This window comes from Kribbella sp. NBC_00889 (assembly GCF_045207705.1).
GTDB lineage: Bacteria > Actinomycetota > Actinomycetes > Propionibacteriales > Kribbellaceae > Kribbella.
Genome location: NZ_CP108783.1, coordinates 7,292,100 through 7,306,970, shown reverse-complemented (window position 1 = coordinate 7,306,970; position 14,871 = coordinate 7,292,100). Strand labels below are relative to the sequence as shown.

Here is a 14,871-nt window from a genome sequence, read left to right as displayed (position 1 = left end):
CAGAGCGAGAGGGACGTCACTTCGAGGTGCGAACCGAGGCGACCGCGGCCGCCCACTCGACGCGGCGGCTCGCTCGCTCAGCGGCGTCGATGGCGGGCTCGAAGCGGTGGTAGCCGCGCTGGGCGGCCCAGCCGGTGCGAGCGCCGAGAGTGGTCCAGGCGAGTTCGGCGGCACCCAGGGCCGAGATCTCGGCAACATCGGCAGCTTCCACGGGGTGGCCGAGCAGGTCGGCCTGGGTCTGCATGAGGAGATCCGAGACGGTCGCGCCGCCGTCGGCGCGCAGGCGTGCGGGTGTGCCCGGGATGGTGTCGGTGACGTCGCAGATCTGGTGAGCGACGGCGTCGACGCAGGCACGGGCCAGGTGCGCGCGGGTGGTGGAACTGCTCATCCCGGTGATCGCGGCCCGCGCGGCACGGTCCCAGTGCGGGGCTCCGAGGCCGGCGAACGCAGGCACCAGGCTGACCCCACCGGCGTCGTTCACAGTCGCCGCGAGGTCCATCAACGCGCCGACGTCCGGCAGTCCGAGTGTGGTGGCCGTCCACGCGAGCGCGGCGCCCGAGGAGACGATGTTGCCCTCGAGTGCGTACAGCGGCCGGTCCGTCAGCCACGCCAGAGTGCATCCGTCCGCAACGAACTCGTCGACCGGCGTCATCACCGACGACCCGGTCCCGTACGTCGCCTTGATCATCCCGGCCCGCGTGCAGCCCTGGCCGTACATCGCCGCATGCGAGTCCGCCAGCACGGCAACGATCGGGATCCCGTCCGGCAGGCCCGAAACGCCTGCGGTGACGCCGAATCCGGCGTTCGAAGGCCGTACCTCGGGCAGTACGGATCGGGGTACGCCGAAGGCCTCGAGCAGTGCCGGGGACCAGTCGAGTCCGAGTACGTCGTACAGCAAGGTCCGCGAGGCGTTGCCCGCGTCAGTCAGGTGCTCACGGCAACCAGTCAGCCGGTGGATCAGCCACGAGTCCACGGTGCCCACGCGATCGGGGTTCGTGTGGTCGAGCAGCCAGCGGAGCTTCGGCGCCGAGAACATCGCATCCACCCGCAGTCCGGTGCGAGATCGCACCAGCGAGTTCAAGCCGGGCGGGAGCGACGAGCACCAGGACGTCGTACGCACGTCCTGCCAACCGATGACCGGGCCCACAGCCTCGCCGGTACGACTGTCCCAGCCGACCACCGATTCACGTTGCGTCGACAATCCGATCCCGGCGATGTCGACGGGCTCCGCGGCGGCCAGACACGACGAGATCGCCTCGAGCACGCTGCGCCACAGGTCGTCGGCATCCTGCTCGGCCCAGCCGGGCTGCGGAGCCGAGAGTCTGACCGGCGCAGACCCGGTGGCCAGCACGGTGCCGTCGGCGCTCGCCAGGACTGCCTTCGAGTTCGTGGTGCCTTGGTCCACCGCGAGTACGGCCGGCGCCATCGATCGCCCTCCAAGTCTGACAACGTTCAAGCGAGCCCTTGACGGGACTCTAGCGTCGTGGCGACACTCATGGCGACGAATTATGCAGTAGTGAATATTTATTCGATCCGCCGATGGAGGTCGACACAGGTGAAGCCGAGCAGACGCCGGGTGATCATCAACACCGACGCCAAGAACGAGGCCGACGACCAGTTCGCGATCGTGCATGGGCTGTTGTCGCCCACTTTCGACATCCGCGGGCTGATTCCCGCGCACTTCGGCACCCGCCGGTCGGACCGGAGCATGGAGGAGTCACGCGAGGAGATCGACCTCCTGCTCGACCTGCTCGACCTGACCGGCAAGGTGCCCGTCGCGAATGGCGCTCCGACAGGCATCCCGGACGAGCAGACCCCGCTGGACTCGCCCGGTGCGCGGCTGATCATCGAGGAGTCCAAGCCGGCCTCGAAGGACGACCCGCTGTTCGTCTCGTTCCTGGGCCCGCTCACCGACATGGCCTCGGCGATCCTGCTCGACCCGGCGATCGTGGACCGGGACGTGATCGTGATCTGGATCGGCGGACGCGGCTACCAGGGCTACAGCGCGGACTACCGGATGGAGTTCAACCTGTCGAACGACATCCACGCCGCGAACGTGGTCTTCGGCTCCGGCATGACGGTGTGGCAGGTCACCAGCGACGTCTACACGAAGGTCTCGGTGAGCTACGCCGAGCTCGAGGAGAAGATCGGCGACGCCGGCCCGCTCGGCAAGTACCTGATCGACCAGCTGATCGAGTGGAACGCCACCTGGCACGGCGAGCCGATCGAGTCCCGTTCGCTGGGCGACTCCCCGGCCATCTCGCTGATGCTCTACCCGCACAGCGGCAACTTCCGGGTCCGGCCGGCACCGCGCTTCGGCGTCGACGGCTGGTACCTGCCCGGCACCGACAACCCGATCCACGTGTGCGAACAGGTCGACGTCCGCTTCCTGCTCGAGGACATGTTCGCCAAGATCCGCCGCTTCGCCCGCCAAAGGAGTCTCAATGAGGAAGTCAAGCCGGTTGCGGGGTCGGCAGTTCGGGGGTGAAGATCCGGTTGTCGCGCAGGAGGGCCCACAAGACGCCGGCTCGTCGGCGGGCCAGGGCGATCAGGGCTTGGACGTGTTTGAGTCCTTGGCCGCGTTTCTTGAGGTAGAAGTCGCGGTTCGGTCCGTCGCGGATGATGCTGGTCTGCGCGGACAGGTAGAACACGCGGCGCAGGCGGCGGCTGTAGCGTTTGGGCCGGTGCAGGTTGCCGGTGCGGCGTCCGGAGTCACGCGGAACGGGAACCAGCCCGGCGGCCGAGGCGAGGTGGCCGGCGTCGGCGTAGGACGACAGGTCACCGGCCGCGACGACGAACTCGGCGCCGAGGATCGGTCCCATGCCGGGCAGGGATTCGATGATGTCTGCCTGTGGGTGGTTGCGGAAGGTGTCACGGACCTGTTGGTCGACCCGCTTGAGCCGGTCGTCCAGGGACAGGATCTGCGCCGCGAGATCGGCGACGATCTGGGCGGCGACGTCCTCGCCGGGCAGTACGGTGTGCTGGGCCTGAGCTGCTTGCAGTGCGGCCGCCGCGACCGCGTCAGCGCCGCGGACACCACGGTTGGCCAGCCACGCCGTCAGCCTCGCCCGGCCACGGCGCCGGATCGCGGCCGGGGTCTGGTAGCCGGTCAGCAGAACCAGTGCGCCCTTGTGCGCGGAGTAGTCGAAAGCCCGCTCCAGCGCAGGGAAGACACCGGTCAGCACGTCACGCAGCCGGTTGATCATCCGCACCCGGTCGGCGACCAGATCGGTGCGGTGGCCGGTCAGCAACGCCAGGTCGGCGGCCAGCTGGGCCGGTACGTCGATCGGAGCGAAGTCGTTGCGGTGGCGGGCAGTGTCGGCGATGACGTAGGCATCACGGGCGTCGGTCTTGGCCTCGCCCCGGTAGGCGCCCGCCATCCGGTTCACTGTCCGGCCGGGAACATAGACGACCAGTTGACCATGGGCCGCGAGCAGTGCCAGCAACAGCGCGGACGACGTACCCGAGATGTCCACCGCCCAGTGCACCTGGCCGGCCAGGGCCAGGATCTCGCCGAGCGCGGTCAGGATCGCCGCCTCGTCGTTGTCGACCTTCTTCGACCACAACGTCGCGCCGGTCTCGTCGACCACCGCCACCCAGTGGTGCCCCTTGCCCGCGTCGATCCCGGCCCAGACCTGGGCACGGCGCTCACTCAACTTCTCCTCCTCGTTCCGGCCAGCATCCACCGGCCCGAGGAACACCCCACTGTCATCTCCGTAAACAGCGACCGCACGAAGCGCGCACATCTCAATCAGCAGCCAGGGCGTCCCGAAGAACCGGACGGCCACTCCTTCAAAGCCACAAAAGGCAAGACATCATCAGCCACATCCGGCCCTCCCGGACCAACCAACACCTTACGGAGCACATCATGACTGACATGCCGGTCTTCGGCGCAGGGATCTGGCACTTCGCCACCTACAAGGACCGCTACGCCACCGACGGGTACGGCGACCCGGTCGGGCTGCTCGAGCAGATCGACCGGGCCGGCGCCGTCGGCGACTTGTCCGTGGTCGACCTGAACTGGCCGTTCGCGGGGTACGACGGGACGCTGGACGAGGTGAAGGACGCGCTGAAGCGCAACAACCTCACGGCGATCGCGATCACGCCGGAGATCTACACCCGGGACTTCGTCAAGGGCTCGCTCACCAACCCCGACCCCGGTGTCCGCAAGCAAGCGATCGAGTTGTTGCACCAGGCAACCGAGCTGGCGAAGGACCTGGGCTGTTCGTACGTGAAGCTGTGGCCCGGCCAGGACGGCTGGGACTACCCGTTCCAGGTGAACTACCACGACATCTGGAACCTGGCGCTGGACGGCCTGAAGGAGCTCGTCTCGGCGCACCCCGACATCAACTTCGTGATCGAGTACAAGCCGCGCGAGCCGCGGGTGAAGATCATCTTCCCGAACGTCGCCCGCACGCTGCTCGGCATCGAGAAGATCGGCCTGCCGAACCTGGGCATCCTGCTCGACTTCGGCCACTCGCTCTACGGCCAGGAGACACCGGCCGACGCGGCGCAGCTTGCGATCGACTACAACCGCCTGTTCGCGATCGACGTGAACGACAACCTGCGCGGCTGGGACGACGACATGGTGGTCGGTTCGGTCCACCTGGTCGAGACGTTCGAGTTCTTCCACACGCTGCGGAAGAACAACTGGGAGGGCGTCTGGCAGCTGGACCAGTTCCCGTTCCGTGAGGACAGTGTCGAGGCCGCGAAGCAGGCGATCCGGTTCCTGAAGGCGGTGCACCACGCGCTCGACGTACTGGACGACGAGGCACTGGCCGCCGCACAGGCGTCGCACGATGCTCTGGCGGCACAGAAGCTGGTGCAGAAGGTCTTGCTGAGTTCCATGGCGGACATCGCATGACGCTGACCGTCGACCACACGACGATGCCGATGCTCGGGCGGCTGCCGATCCACAGCAGCCGCGCCGAGCAGGTGGCGCACATCGCCGAGGCGGCCCGGCAGATCCGGATCCAGGACCTCAAGCTGGTCCACTACGCCGGAGCCGGCCACATCGGCGGTGACTTCTCCGCCATCGACATCCTGGCGACCCTGTACGGCGCGGTCCTCGACATCAGGCCGGACTCGGTCACCGACCCCGAGCGCGACCGGTTCATCCTCAGCAAGGGCCACGTCGCCGGGGCCCTGTACACCACGCTGGCCGCCTTCGGGTTCCTGCCGGTCGACGACCTGGCCACGTTCCTGAAGCCGCTGTCCGCGCTCAACGGTCACCCGAACCGGCGCAAGGTGGCCGGCGTCGAGGCGAACACCGGTCCGCTCGGTCACGGCCTGCCGGTCGCGGTCGGGCACGCGTTGTCGGCCAAGCTCGACGTGTCGCTGCGGCGTACGTATGTGCTGGTCGGCGACGGCGAGTTGCAGGAGGGCAGCAACTGGGAGGCGATGATGGCCGCGTCCCAGTACCAGCTCGACCGGCTGACCGTGATCGTCGACCGGAACCGGCTGCAGCAGGGCGCCACCACGAAGGAGACCAACGACCTGGATCCGTTGCCGGACAAGGCGGCGGCGTTCGGGTTCGCGGTGGTCGAGGTGAACGGTCACGACCACGGCGAGCTGCTCGACGTGCTGTCCGCCGTACCGTTCCGGCCCGGGAAGCCGACCTTCGTGATCGCGCACACCCACAAGGGTCACCCGATCTCGTTCATGAGCAACAACGTCGCGTGGCACCACCGGGTGCCGGACGCGGCGGAGTTCCAGCAGGCGATGACTGAGCTGGAAGCCGTTGTTCCCCGCTACTCCAAGGAGCCGGTATGACCGTCGTCCATACCTCGATCGCCGACCGGCCGCGGTACGACTGCCGGGACGCGTACGTCGAGACGCTGGCCGAGCTCGCGCACGCGGACCACCGGATCGTCGGGGTGGTGAACGACTCGGTCGGCTCGAGCAAGCTGAACAGCTTCCGCAAGGCGTTCCCGGACCGGTTGATCAACGTCGGCATCGCCGAGCAGGACATGGTCGGGGTCGCGTCCGGCCTGGCCAACGGCGGCCGGATCCCGTTCGTGTCGGCCGCCTCCTGCTTTCTCACCGGTCGCGCCCTCGAGCAGATCAAGGCGGACGTCGCGTACTCGAACACCAACGTGAAGCTGTGCGGGATGAGTCCAGGGGTGGCGTACGGCGAACTCGGCCCCACGCACCACTCGATCGAGGACATCGCCTGGCTGCGGGCGATCTCCAACCTGACGGTGATCGTGCCGGCCGACCCGATCGAGACGGCGGCCGCGTTGCGCTGGGCGGCGGCCTCGGACGGGCCGGTGTTCATCCGGGTCAGCCGGATGAACGTGCCGAAGGTGTACGACGAGGACTACGACTTCCGGCTCGGCCGGGCGATCACCGTCCGGGCCGGCGACGACGTGACGCTGATCAGCAACGGGACGGTGCTGTGGCGAGCGATCGCCGCGGCCGAGCAGCTCGCCACGGAAGGGATCTCGGCCCGGGTGCTGTCGATGCCGACGGTGAAGCCGTTGGACACCGGCGCTGTGGTCGCGGCCGCGCGGGAGACGGCCGGAATCGTGACCGCCGAGGAGGCGGTGTCCAGCGGCGGGCTCGGTGGCGCCGTTGCGGAGACCGTTGTCCAGCAGCATCCGGCCCGGGTGACGATCCTCGGGATCCCCGAGTTCGCACCCACCGGGTCGGCCGACTACCTGCTGGACCACTTCGGGCTCTCGCCCGACGGCATCGCGGCGGCCGCCCGCAGGCTGGTCAGCCGAGGAACGTGACCAGGTCGGCGATCGACACCATCGCGAAGCTGTGCGTGTCGGCGAAGGCGCGCAGGTCGGCTCCGGTCATCAGCGTGCCGTCGTCGTTCATCAGTTCGCCGATCACGCCGACCGGCGGCAGTCCGGCCAGCCGGACCAGCTCGACCGTGGCCTCGGTATGACCCGGCCGCTGGCGGACGCCGCCGCCCACTGCGCGCAGCGGCAGGATGTGGCCGGGCCGGATCAGGTCCGTAGGCCCGGCTGCCGGGTCGGCCAGCACCCGGACGGTCCGGGCCCGGTCGGCGGCCGAGATGCCGGTGCCGACGCCACTGCTGGCATCGACCGAGACGGTGTACGCCGTACGCAGGCTGTCCTGGTTGTCCGGCACCATCAGCGGCAGTTCGAGCCGGTCGAGCACCTCCGGCGCGGCCGGCGCGCACACGTAGCCGCTGGTGTGCCGGACGAGCAGCGCCATCAGCTCGGGGGTTGCGAGGCTCGCGGCGAACGTCAGGTCGCCCTCGTTCTCGCGGTCCTCGTCGTCGACGACCACCACGGGTCGCCCCAGCGCGATCTGGTCGACGGCGTGCTGGATGGTGTCCAGGCGGGTTGTCACGGTGGTCACGGTCGTTGTCCTCTCGGCCTGGCACTCCGGGGGGCAACGACAAGCTCCACGACGGGTCCGATCGCGCGGACAGCGCACACCGGACGGCATCGCGAAGACTGCCACGTGCATCTTCCCATCCGGACTTTCACCGTCGGTCCCGGAGTTCCACCAGGTCAACCGGACACCCTCGCGGGTGTACGGGTCGCGGACTGTCACCGCCGGCTCGGAATTTCACCGACCCCAGAGCACGTGTGGTCTTGCAAACTGCGGTCAGTTTATCGGGTTCGGCCGCCGCCGCTGACCTATAGTCCATTCCTGATCGTGTCCTAAGGGGAGTCGACGTGGCCAACGGCAACCGCGCGGTGCGCCAGCCCGGGCTGGACGAGTTGCGGCTGCTGGCGAAGGTGGCCCGGATGTACCACGAGAAGGGCATCCGGCAGCCGAAGATCGCGGCCGAGCTCAACCTCTCCCAGGCGCGGGTGTCGCGGATGCTCAAGCAGGCCGTCGAGGTCGGCATCGTGCACACCGTGGTGACCATGCCGAGCGGGGTGCACAGCGACCTCGAGGACGAGTTGCAGGGCCGGTACGGGCTCCGGGACGCGGTGGTCGTCGACACCGCGGGCGCCGGGGACGACGTACTGCCGGCGTTGGGCTCGGGGGCGGCGGCGTACCTGGACATGACGCTGACCGGTGCGCACGTGATCGGGATCTCGTCCTGGAGCGAGACGCTGATCAGTGCGGTCGACCGGATGCCGCGCAAGAGCGTGCCGGTGGTCGACCGGGTGGTCCAGATCGTCGGCGGCCTGGGTGACGCGGCGGTGCAGATGCAGGCGACCCGGCTGACCGCGCGGTTCGCCGAGCTGACCGGTGGGATGCCGGTCTACCTGCCCGCGCCCGGACTGGTCGGGACGCCGGCGGTCCGGCGGGCGATGATGAACGACGTGTCCGTTCGGGACGTTCTGGGCACCTGGGGACAGCTCACCGACGCCCTGGTCGGGATCGGCAGTCTCGAGCCCTCGCCGCTGCTGCAGCGCAGTGGGAACGCGGTCGCCGAGGCCGACCGGGACGAGCTTCGCCGGCTCGGTGCCGTCGGTGACGTCTGTTTCCGGTTCTTCGACGAAGAGGGAAGGCACGTGCGCTCGACGTTCGACCAGCGGGTCATCGGGGTGACCGCCAAGGAGTTGCTGGCGGTACCGCGCCGGATCGGCGTCGCGGGCGGGGACCGGAAGTTCTCCGCGATCCGCGCCGCGCTGCTCGGGGGCTGGGTGAACATCCTGATCACCGACCTGGCGATGGCCCATCGCCTTCTCGGCGAGTGATGGAGCGGGACGAGCAGCGGGAGGTCTACCGGACCCTCGACCTGGCGTTGCGGGTCGGTGAGGTGCTGCTGTCCAGTGGCGCCGGTACGGCGGACGCGACCGCGACGATCCTGGGTGTGACCGCGGCCGGTGGTCTGCGCGGCTGCGAGGTCGACATCACGTTCACCTCGATGGCGATCTCGTACCAGGCGGCGCCGGACGTCGCGCCGGAGACGCACATCCGGCTGGTCCGCTACCGGTCGCAGGACTTCTCCCGTCTGACCGAGGTCGATTGGCTGGTACGGCGGTTCGCCCGCGGCGACCTGACCCGGGACGAGGCGAGTCGCGAACTGGCCCGGCTGACGTCGGCGGGTCCGCCGTACCCGCGCTGGACCGCCGTACTCGCCTGGGGTGTGATGGCCGGCGGCGCGACGCTGCTGCTCGGTGGAGGCTGGCTGATCACGCTGGTGGCGGTCGTCACCGCGGTCGTGATCGACCTGAACAACCGGTGGTTCAGCCGGCAGCGACTGCCCGCGTTCTACCAGCAGGTCGCCGGCGCGTTCGTCGCGAGCGCGGTCGCGCTGATCCTGTACGCCGTTCATGCGCCGGTGAAACCGTCGTTGGTAGTTGCCGCGGGCATCATCATGCTGCTGGCCGGGATCGCGCTCACCGGTGCCGTCCAGGACGCGATCACCGGGTACTACGTGACTGCGGCGGCCCGCCTGCTGGAGGCGATGCTGCTGACCGGCGGGATCATCGCCGGTGTGAGTCTGGGGCTCGCACTAGGTCTCAGGTTCGGTCTGAACGTCGGTCTCGAGGCGCAGACGATCCAGTTGGCGAACCTGCCGATCATGGTCGGCTCCGGTGCGCTGATGGCGGTCGCGTTCGCCTACGCGTCGTACGCGCCGCTGCGGGCCCTGCTGCCGGTCGCGGTGATCGGCGCTGCCGGGTCGCTGGTGTTCACGCTGATGACCCGCGCGGACTTCGGGCCGGCTTGGTCGACCGCTGCGGCCGCGTTCGCGGTCGGGATCGGCAGCTACTCGCTCGGTCGCCGGTTCGGCGTGCCGCCGCTGGTCGTGGTCGTGTCCGGGACGATCCCGTTGCTGCCCGGACTCACGATCTACAAGGGCTTGTACGAGCTGATGAGTCTGGGCGACCTGCTGGGCATCGTGAGCCTCGCCACCGCGGTCGCCATCGGCGTCGCGATCGCGTCGGGCGTCATCCTCGGCGAGTACGTCGCGCAGCCGATCCGCCGCGAGGCCCGGCGCCTCGAGGATCGCCTCGCCGGCCCCCGCCTGGTCGGCCCCCGCCGCCCCATCCGCCCCCGCACCCGCCCCCGCCGCACCCGCCCCAGCCGTCGGCGCCGCCGCTCGGCCGAAGCGTCCTAACCCCCGCACCCCCCCCCGCGCCCCCGGCATCCCCGCAACCCCGCGCCCCCGCAACCCCGCGCCCCCGGCATCCCCGCTGGTGGGTCAGCCCACGCGGCCCCGCGCCCCGGCGCCCCCCGGCATCCCCGCTGGTGGGTCAGCCCACGCGGCCCCGGCGCCCCCCGGCATCCCCGCTGGTGGGTCAGCCCACGCGGCCCCGCGACCCGCGCCCCCGCACCCCGCTGGTGGGTCAGCCCACGAGACGGTGGGTTGGCCAGCCGCACGCGGTGGGTCAACCCACCGGGTGCTGGGCTGACCCACCAGACGAGGTACCGCGGGGGACGGGCTCGGAGCCGGGGGCCGGGGCGGGGTCGGCGTTCGAGGCGTACCGCGGGGGCGGGCGGGGCCGGCGGCCGGGCGGCAGGCGGGGCCGGCGGCCCGGGGCGGCGGGTGGGCGCGGCGGTCAGCGGGGGTCAGCGGTGTTCGAGGCGCCAGATCTGGGGCTGGAGGTTGTTGCAGGTCCAGACCTGCACGTTGGCTCCGGGCGCCGGCGAGCCACCGGCCACATCGAGGCAGAGGTTGCTGTTCTGGCCGACGAACGTGTAGTAGCCGCGGCCCACGTTCACCGCCCGCCAGCGCTGCCAGCCGCCGTCCTGACACGTCCACTGCTGGACGTTCTCACCGGTCTGGAGGAGTTGCTCGCGACTTCGCGAGGACGAGGGCCAGTCGCCTCACCGGATCTCCTCGACCACGACGTCGTCCAGTTGCAGCCACACGTCCTGACTGTGGCCGAAGAAACCGCCGTACAGCTGGACGAGCGACTCACGTCCCGAGTCGAAGTCCACACTGACCTTCGTGTACGCCGGATGCGCGCCGCCGGTCTCCTGCGCGATGGTCTTGCCGCGGAGAGTGCGGAGGCCGAGCATCGTCTCGGAGTTGTTCTCCGCGGTCCGCATCCAGGCGGACAGGCGGTACGTGTGATGGGGGCGGACGGCAACGGTCTGCTGGAGCTGGTGTGCGCCGATCGAGTCGCGGACGTACGCGTTGTTGGCGCCGCTGTGGCCGAGGTTGGTGCGGTCGATGCCGCCGCGTCCACTCAGTTGCCAGGGTGGTCGGCAGGCACGAGGGCCGCTCCGATCAGGGCAGGGACGAGGAGCAACCATCGTTTCCGCATGCGTGTCTCCTAGGGCGGGAGGGCAGAGCTCTAGCTGAGAAATCGATTTCCGGTCACGGTAACCTCGGCTGTCACGACGGTCAACGGCTGGCGTGTGGTTTACTGCCGACTGGTGCGATTCCAGGAGTGACGGTCGGGAGCGATCCCGGGCCCGTCGGCTCCGCCGGACGGCGGAGTGACCCGGCAACGACCGGGGCCACGCGGTGATACCCCGTTTCAGCTCGGACCCGTGCGGGTCCCTGGCCGGATCCTTCTGCCGGAGAGCGAAGCATGTTCACAGGACGAATCGAGCACACCGCCACGGTCGTCGAGGTCACCGACGACGTACTGCGGATCAAGTCCGGACTCCGGGTTGCGCCGGGTGGTGCGGTCTGTGTCGACGGGGTCAGGTTCACCGCGGAGCCGGCCGCCCGCGGCGAACTCCGGGTGACCGTGACCGCCGAGACCCGGCGCCGTACGACGCTGGATCGCATCACCTCCGGTACGACGGTGCACGTCGAGCTCCCGGTCGCGGTGGGCGACCGGATCGACGGTCACCTGATCCAGGGGCATGTCGAGGGAGTCGGCAAGGTGCTCCGGGTCGACGACGAACCGGCCGGCCGCCGGGTCTGGATCAAGCCGCCGGACCGCTTGCTCGCCCGGCTGGTCGCGAAGTCGTCGGTCGGGATCGACGGCGTGAGCATCACGGTCGCCGAAGTGCTGAAGGACCGGTTCTCGGTCGTTCTGGTGCCGAACACTTTGCAGAAGACGAAGCTCGGGACGCTCGTCGAAGGCGATCGGGTCAACCTGGAGAGCGACCTCCTGGTCCGGATGGCGCGCGAGGGGCACGGTCCCGAGTTGCTGCGGGCGGTTTCGCAGTTGCCGTGGGCCGGTCAGTTGAGCGGCGAGATCGGCGTGCAGAAGGTGGTTGCGCAGATCGCCGCCGGTGGCGGTGTCGTCGTGTGGGATCCGACGGCGGAGAGCGAGGGTGATGTCGTCTTCGCCGGTGAGCGGTTCCGGCCGGAGGCGATGACATTCCTGCTCACGCAGGTCTGCGGCCACACGACGATTCCCTGTGCGACCGACGTACTGGAGCGGTTGGAGATCCCGCCGATGCCGGGTGAGGGCGATCGCCAGGGGACCGCGATGTATGTGTCGGTGGACCTGGCGTCCTCGTCCGGGACCGGGGTGGCCGCGGCCGAGCGGGCGGCGACGATACGCCGGCTGGCGTCGGCGGACGCCGTACCGACCGACTTCCTGCGGCCTGGGCACGTGTTTCCGCTCGCGGCGCGGCCCGGGCTGCTGGCCGAAAGGCAAGGGCACACGGAGGCGACGGTCGCGCTGTGTGTCGCGGCCGGACTGGCACCGGTCGGCGTGTGCTGCGAGGTGATGCGACCGGACGGCGTGATGGCGGGACCGGCCGACCTGGAGCAGTTCGCGCTGCGGTGGGAACTGCCGATGATCGACATCCACGACCTGGAGCGCTGGCTGTGAAGGGCTCCGAGGTGTACGACGATCCGGCGTTCCTGCACGGCTACCGCGAACTTCGGCGGACCGGGCTCGGGTTGAACGACGAACTCGAGATCCCCGCGATGGACGTCGTACTGCCACCGGTCGGGGAACTGCGGGTCGTCGATCTCGGGTGTGGTGAAGGTGGTCTGGCGGTCCGGCTTGCGGAGGCGGGTGCGGACGAGGTGATTGCCGTCGACGCTTCGGAACAGATGCTGGCAGCGGCGGCTCGGCATCCGGCTGTTCGTTATGTGCGGTCGGATCTGGCCGCCTTCGATCTGCCGCCGGCGTGTGCGGATCTCGTGGTCAGCAGCATGGCGCTGCACTACGTCGAGGACTTCTCCGACCTGGTCGCGCGGGTCGCCCGATGGCTGACGCCGGGTGGCTCTTTCGTGTTCTCGGTCGAGCATCCGGTGATGACGGCACCGGTGATCGCCGCCGACTGCGTTGTGGACGACTACGCCGACGAAGGGGTACGGCGGCGGTCCTGGTTCGTCGACGGTGTGATCAAGTATCACCGCACCGTCGGCTCGACGCTGGCCGCTCTCCGCCGGCACGGCTTCAGCCTCGACGTGGTCGACGAGCCCCTCCCGACTCCCGACCAGGTCGCCCACCACCCGCACCTCGCCATCCACCGCCGCCGCCCGCCTGTGCTGCTGGTCGCATCCAGCCTGGGGTGACCTTCGCCGTGGCGAGCCGTTAGAGTTACCGACTGGAAACATCGGCTGATCGCCGGGGTGGCCCGGCGGGCTCGGAGGATCGACGTGGCTTTGGGTAGGACATCCCCGCGGGACCTGCCGCTGTTCGCGGATCTGTCCGGACGTGACATCAGGGACATCTTCCGGGCCGGCGAGGAGGTCTCCGTGCCGGCCGGCTGGTCGCTGATCCTGGAGCAGACCCCGCCGGACGCGGCGTACCTGATCCTGAGCGGTACGGCGGCGGTCCGGGTGAAGGGCGAGGAGATCGCCGAGCTCGGCCCGGGTGACATCGCCGGCGAGGTCGCGGTCCGGAAGAACACGTTGCGCACGGCAACGGTCACGGCGAAGTCGCGGCTGCAACTGCTGCACTTCACCCGGGAGAAGTTCGACGAGCTGACCCGCAAGTTGCCCGCGTTCCGCGATGCCATAGACGCCACGATCGTCGAGCGTCGTGGCTCCTGACCGTCGAGCCGAGCGCTCGGTGGACAGGGAACAGAAGGCGAGGGACTCCGGCGTCGTGGTTCCTGAGCCTGGCACTGCCGATCCGGCTGCGAACGGGCAGGTGGATCTGGCCGGCATGCAGCGGGAGTTCGAGCGGGCGTTGCTGGGCGGGGAGCGGAAGTTCACCCGGCTCGAGGTGTCGGAACGGGCCGGGATCTCGAGTGACCGGGCCGAGCGGATGTGGCGCGCGCTCGGGTTCGCGACCGCGCCGGACGACGAGGTCGCCTTCACCGACGACGACGTGGAGGCGCTGAGGCTGGTCGCCGCGCTGGAGGACGACAACTTCGTCGCCGAGGAGATGGAGTCGTCGCTGGCCCGCAAGCTCGGCCAGACCCAGTCCCGGCTGGCGTCCTGGCAGTCCGCGATGTTCCTGGAGTTCCTGGGCGGCTCGAAACTGTCCGCGGACGAGGCGATCGAGGTGGCCGGGCAGCTGCTGCCCGCGATGGAGCGCCTGCAGACCTACGTGTGGCGCCGCCACCTGGCCGCGGCGGCTGGGCGCGCGGTGGCCGGCTCCGACGAACTGGCCCGCGGGATCCGGGCGGTCGGCTTCGCCGACATCGTCAGCTACACCCGGCTGGCCCGGCGGATGACCGAGACAGAGCTCGGCCAGCTGATCGAGCGGTTCGAGGGCATGGCCGCCGACGTCGTCGCGCTGAACGGCGGCCGGGTGATCAAGTCGATCGGCGACGAGGTCCTGTTCGTCACCGACACCGCGGCCCAGGGCGCGGCGGTCGCGCTGGCCCTGCAGGAAGCCGTCACCGCGGCCGGAGACCTGCCCGAGCTGCGGATCGGACTCTCCTACGGCAGCATCCTGATCCGGCTCGGCGACGTGTACGGCGAGGTCGTCAACCTGGCCGCCCGCCTCACCGCGGAGTGCAAGCCCGGCCGCGTCCTGGTCGACCGCGAGCTGGCCGCGGCCCTGGACGGTCACCCCGCCTACCGCCTGCGCCGCCTCCGCCGCGTCTCGGTCCGCGGCTACCACCACCTCGTCCCGTACGCCGTCCAAAGGGTTGAGTCACAATAGTTAA

The 14,871-nt window shown here is 69.7% G+C and carries 14 protein-coding genes, 1 pseudogene and 1 riboswitch; of the genes and pseudogenes, 10 read left to right on the top strand and 5 right to left on the bottom strand.

Annotated elements, in window-relative coordinates; all coding sequences use genetic code 11:
- Nucleotides 1-16: 16 nt before the first annotated feature.
- Nucleotides 17-1,426 carry an FGGY family carbohydrate kinase gene (locus OG817_RS35765; RefSeq protein WP_406049282.1) on the bottom strand — a complete coding sequence of 470 codons (1,410 nt, stop codon included), beginning with the start codon at nt 1,424-1,426 and terminating at the stop codon, nt 17-19.
- A gap of 129 nt (nt 1,427-1,555) precedes the next feature.
- Here OG817_RS35765 and OG817_RS35760 point away from each other — a divergent pair, with 129 nt between their 5' ends.
- Nucleotides 1,556-2,488, top strand: a complete 933-nt coding sequence (locus OG817_RS35760) for a nucleoside hydrolase (protein WP_406049280.1) — start codon at nt 1,556-1,558, stop codon at nt 2,486-2,488.
- On the opposite strand, the gene OG817_RS35755 is transcribed toward OG817_RS35760, so the two are convergent.
- Nucleotides 2,454-3,656 carry an IS110 family transposase gene (locus tag OG817_RS35755; protein WP_406049278.1) on the bottom strand — a complete coding sequence of 401 codons (1,203 nt, stop codon included), beginning with the start codon at nt 3,654-3,656 and terminating at the stop codon, nt 2,454-2,456. The two genes, OG817_RS35760 and OG817_RS35755, sit on opposite strands and share 35 nt — an antisense overlap.
- A gap of 212 nt (nt 3,657-3,868) precedes the next feature.
- On the opposite strand from OG817_RS35755, the gene OG817_RS35750 reads away from it, so the two are divergent.
- The 3 genes from OG817_RS35750 to OG817_RS35740 are packed head-to-tail and all read left to right on the top strand — an operon-like array spanning nt 3,869 to nt 6,734.
- Nucleotides 3,869-4,864, top strand: coding sequence for a sugar phosphate isomerase/epimerase family protein (locus OG817_RS35750; RefSeq protein WP_406049276.1), 996 nt, complete (start codon nt 3,869-3,871; stop codon nt 4,862-4,864).
- A complete protein-coding gene (locus OG817_RS35745; RefSeq protein ID WP_406049274.1) occupies nt 4,861-5,772 on the top strand; it encodes a transketolase in 912 nt (303 codons plus the stop codon). Before OG817_RS35750 ends, OG817_RS35745 begins: the two co-directional genes overlap by 4 nt.
- Nucleotides 5,769-6,734 (top strand): transketolase family protein, encoded by a 966-nt coding sequence (locus OG817_RS35740; protein ID WP_406049272.1) that lies wholly within the window; start codon nt 5,769-5,771, stop codon nt 6,732-6,734. Before OG817_RS35745 ends, OG817_RS35740 begins: the two co-directional genes overlap by 4 nt.
- Here OG817_RS35740 and ribB read toward each other — a convergent pair.
- On the bottom strand, nt 6,718-7,335 hold the full coding sequence (gene ribB / locus OG817_RS35735; RefSeq protein WP_406049270.1) for a 3,4-dihydroxy-2-butanone-4-phosphate synthase: 618 nt from the start codon (nt 7,333-7,335) through the stop codon (nt 6,718-6,720). The genes OG817_RS35740 and ribB overlap by 17 nt on opposite strands.
- 101 nt (nt 7,336-7,436) lie before the next feature.
- Nucleotides 7,437-7,570: riboswitch (FMN riboswitch) on the bottom strand.
- Between the two features lie 88 nt (nt 7,571-7,658).
- Between ribB and OG817_RS35730 the strand changes: the two genes are divergently transcribed.
- Both OG817_RS35730 and OG817_RS35725 read left to right on the top strand, forming a co-directional pair.
- The gene (locus OG817_RS35730) at nt 7,659-8,636 is read left to right on the top strand and encodes a sugar-binding transcriptional regulator (protein ID WP_406049268.1); all 978 of its coding nucleotides are present in this window, start codon (nt 7,659-7,661) and stop codon (nt 8,634-8,636) included.
- The gene (locus tag OG817_RS35725; protein WP_406049266.1) at nt 8,636-10,003 is read left to right on the top strand and encodes a threonine/serine exporter ThrE family protein; all 1,368 of its coding nucleotides are present in this window, start codon (nt 8,636-8,638) and stop codon (nt 10,001-10,003) included. Before OG817_RS35730 ends, OG817_RS35725 begins: the two co-directional genes overlap by 1 nt.
- A gap of 452 nt (nt 10,004-10,455) precedes the next feature.
- Here OG817_RS35725 and OG817_RS35720 read toward each other — a convergent pair.
- Together OG817_RS35720 and OG817_RS35715 are read right to left on the bottom strand one after the other, a co-directional pair.
- Nucleotides 10,456-10,656: pseudogene (locus OG817_RS35720) on the bottom strand (RICIN domain-containing protein); the annotation flags it as partial.
- A gap of 57 nt (nt 10,657-10,713) precedes the next feature.
- Nucleotides 10,714-11,145: a hypothetical protein gene (locus tag OG817_RS35715; protein ID WP_406049264.1), complete on the bottom strand. Its 432-nt coding sequence runs from the start codon at nt 11,143-11,145 to the stop codon at nt 10,714-10,716.
- 281 nt (nt 11,146-11,426) lie between these two features.
- Here OG817_RS35715 and OG817_RS35710 point away from each other — a divergent pair, with 281 nt between their 5' ends.
- The 4 genes from OG817_RS35710 (at nt 11,427) to OG817_RS35695 (ending at nt 14,867) form a co-directional block, all read left to right on the top strand.
- Nucleotides 11,427-12,629 (top strand): 3,4-dihydroxy-2-butanone-4-phosphate synthase, encoded by a 1,203-nt coding sequence (locus OG817_RS35710; protein ID WP_406049262.1) that lies wholly within the window; start codon nt 11,427-11,429, stop codon nt 12,627-12,629.
- A complete protein-coding gene (locus OG817_RS35705; RefSeq protein WP_406049261.1) occupies nt 12,626-13,324 on the top strand; it encodes a class I SAM-dependent methyltransferase in 699 nt (232 codons plus the stop codon). The genes OG817_RS35710 and OG817_RS35705 overlap by 4 nt, the downstream gene beginning before the upstream one ends.
- Before the next feature lie 84 nt (nt 13,325-13,408).
- Nucleotides 13,409-13,804 (top strand): cyclic nucleotide-binding domain-containing protein, encoded by a 396-nt coding sequence (locus tag OG817_RS35700; protein ID WP_131365731.1) that lies wholly within the window; start codon nt 13,409-13,411, stop codon nt 13,802-13,804.
- A 19-nt stretch (nt 13,805-13,823) separates the two neighbouring features.
- The gene (locus tag OG817_RS35695) at nt 13,824-14,867 is read left to right on the top strand and encodes an adenylate/guanylate cyclase domain-containing protein (protein ID WP_406049259.1); all 1,044 of its coding nucleotides are present in this window, start codon (nt 13,824-13,826) and stop codon (nt 14,865-14,867) included.
- The last annotated feature ends 4 nt before the right edge of the window (nt 14,868-14,871 follow it).

What these genes read in the sequence shown, in the direction of transcription:
- OG817_RS35765 (WP_406049282.1), bottom strand. Translation starts at nt 1,426, where the DNA reads ATGGCGCCGGCCGTACTCGCGGTGGACCAAGGCACCACGAACTCGAAG.
- OG817_RS35750 (WP_406049276.1), top strand. Translation starts at nt 3,869, where the DNA reads ATGACTGACATGCCGGTCTTCGGCGCAGGGATCTGGCACTTCGCCACC.
- OG817_RS35745 (WP_406049274.1), top strand. Translation starts at nt 4,861, where the DNA reads ATGACGCTGACCGTCGACCACACGACGATGCCGATGCTCGGGCGGCTG.
- OG817_RS35740 (WP_406049272.1), top strand. Translation starts at nt 5,769, where the DNA reads ATGACCGTCGTCCATACCTCGATCGCCGACCGGCCGCGGTACGACTGC.
- OG817_RS35725 (WP_406049266.1), top strand. Translation starts at nt 8,636, where the DNA reads ATGGAGCGGGACGAGCAGCGGGAGGTCTACCGGACCCTCGACCTGGCG.
- OG817_RS35715 (WP_406049264.1), bottom strand. Translation starts at nt 11,145, where the DNA reads ATGGTTGCTCCTCGTCCCTGCCCTGATCGGAGCGGCCCTCGTGCCTGC.
- OG817_RS35710 (WP_406049262.1), top strand. Translation starts at nt 11,427, where the DNA reads ATGTTCACAGGACGAATCGAGCACACCGCCACGGTCGTCGAGGTCACC.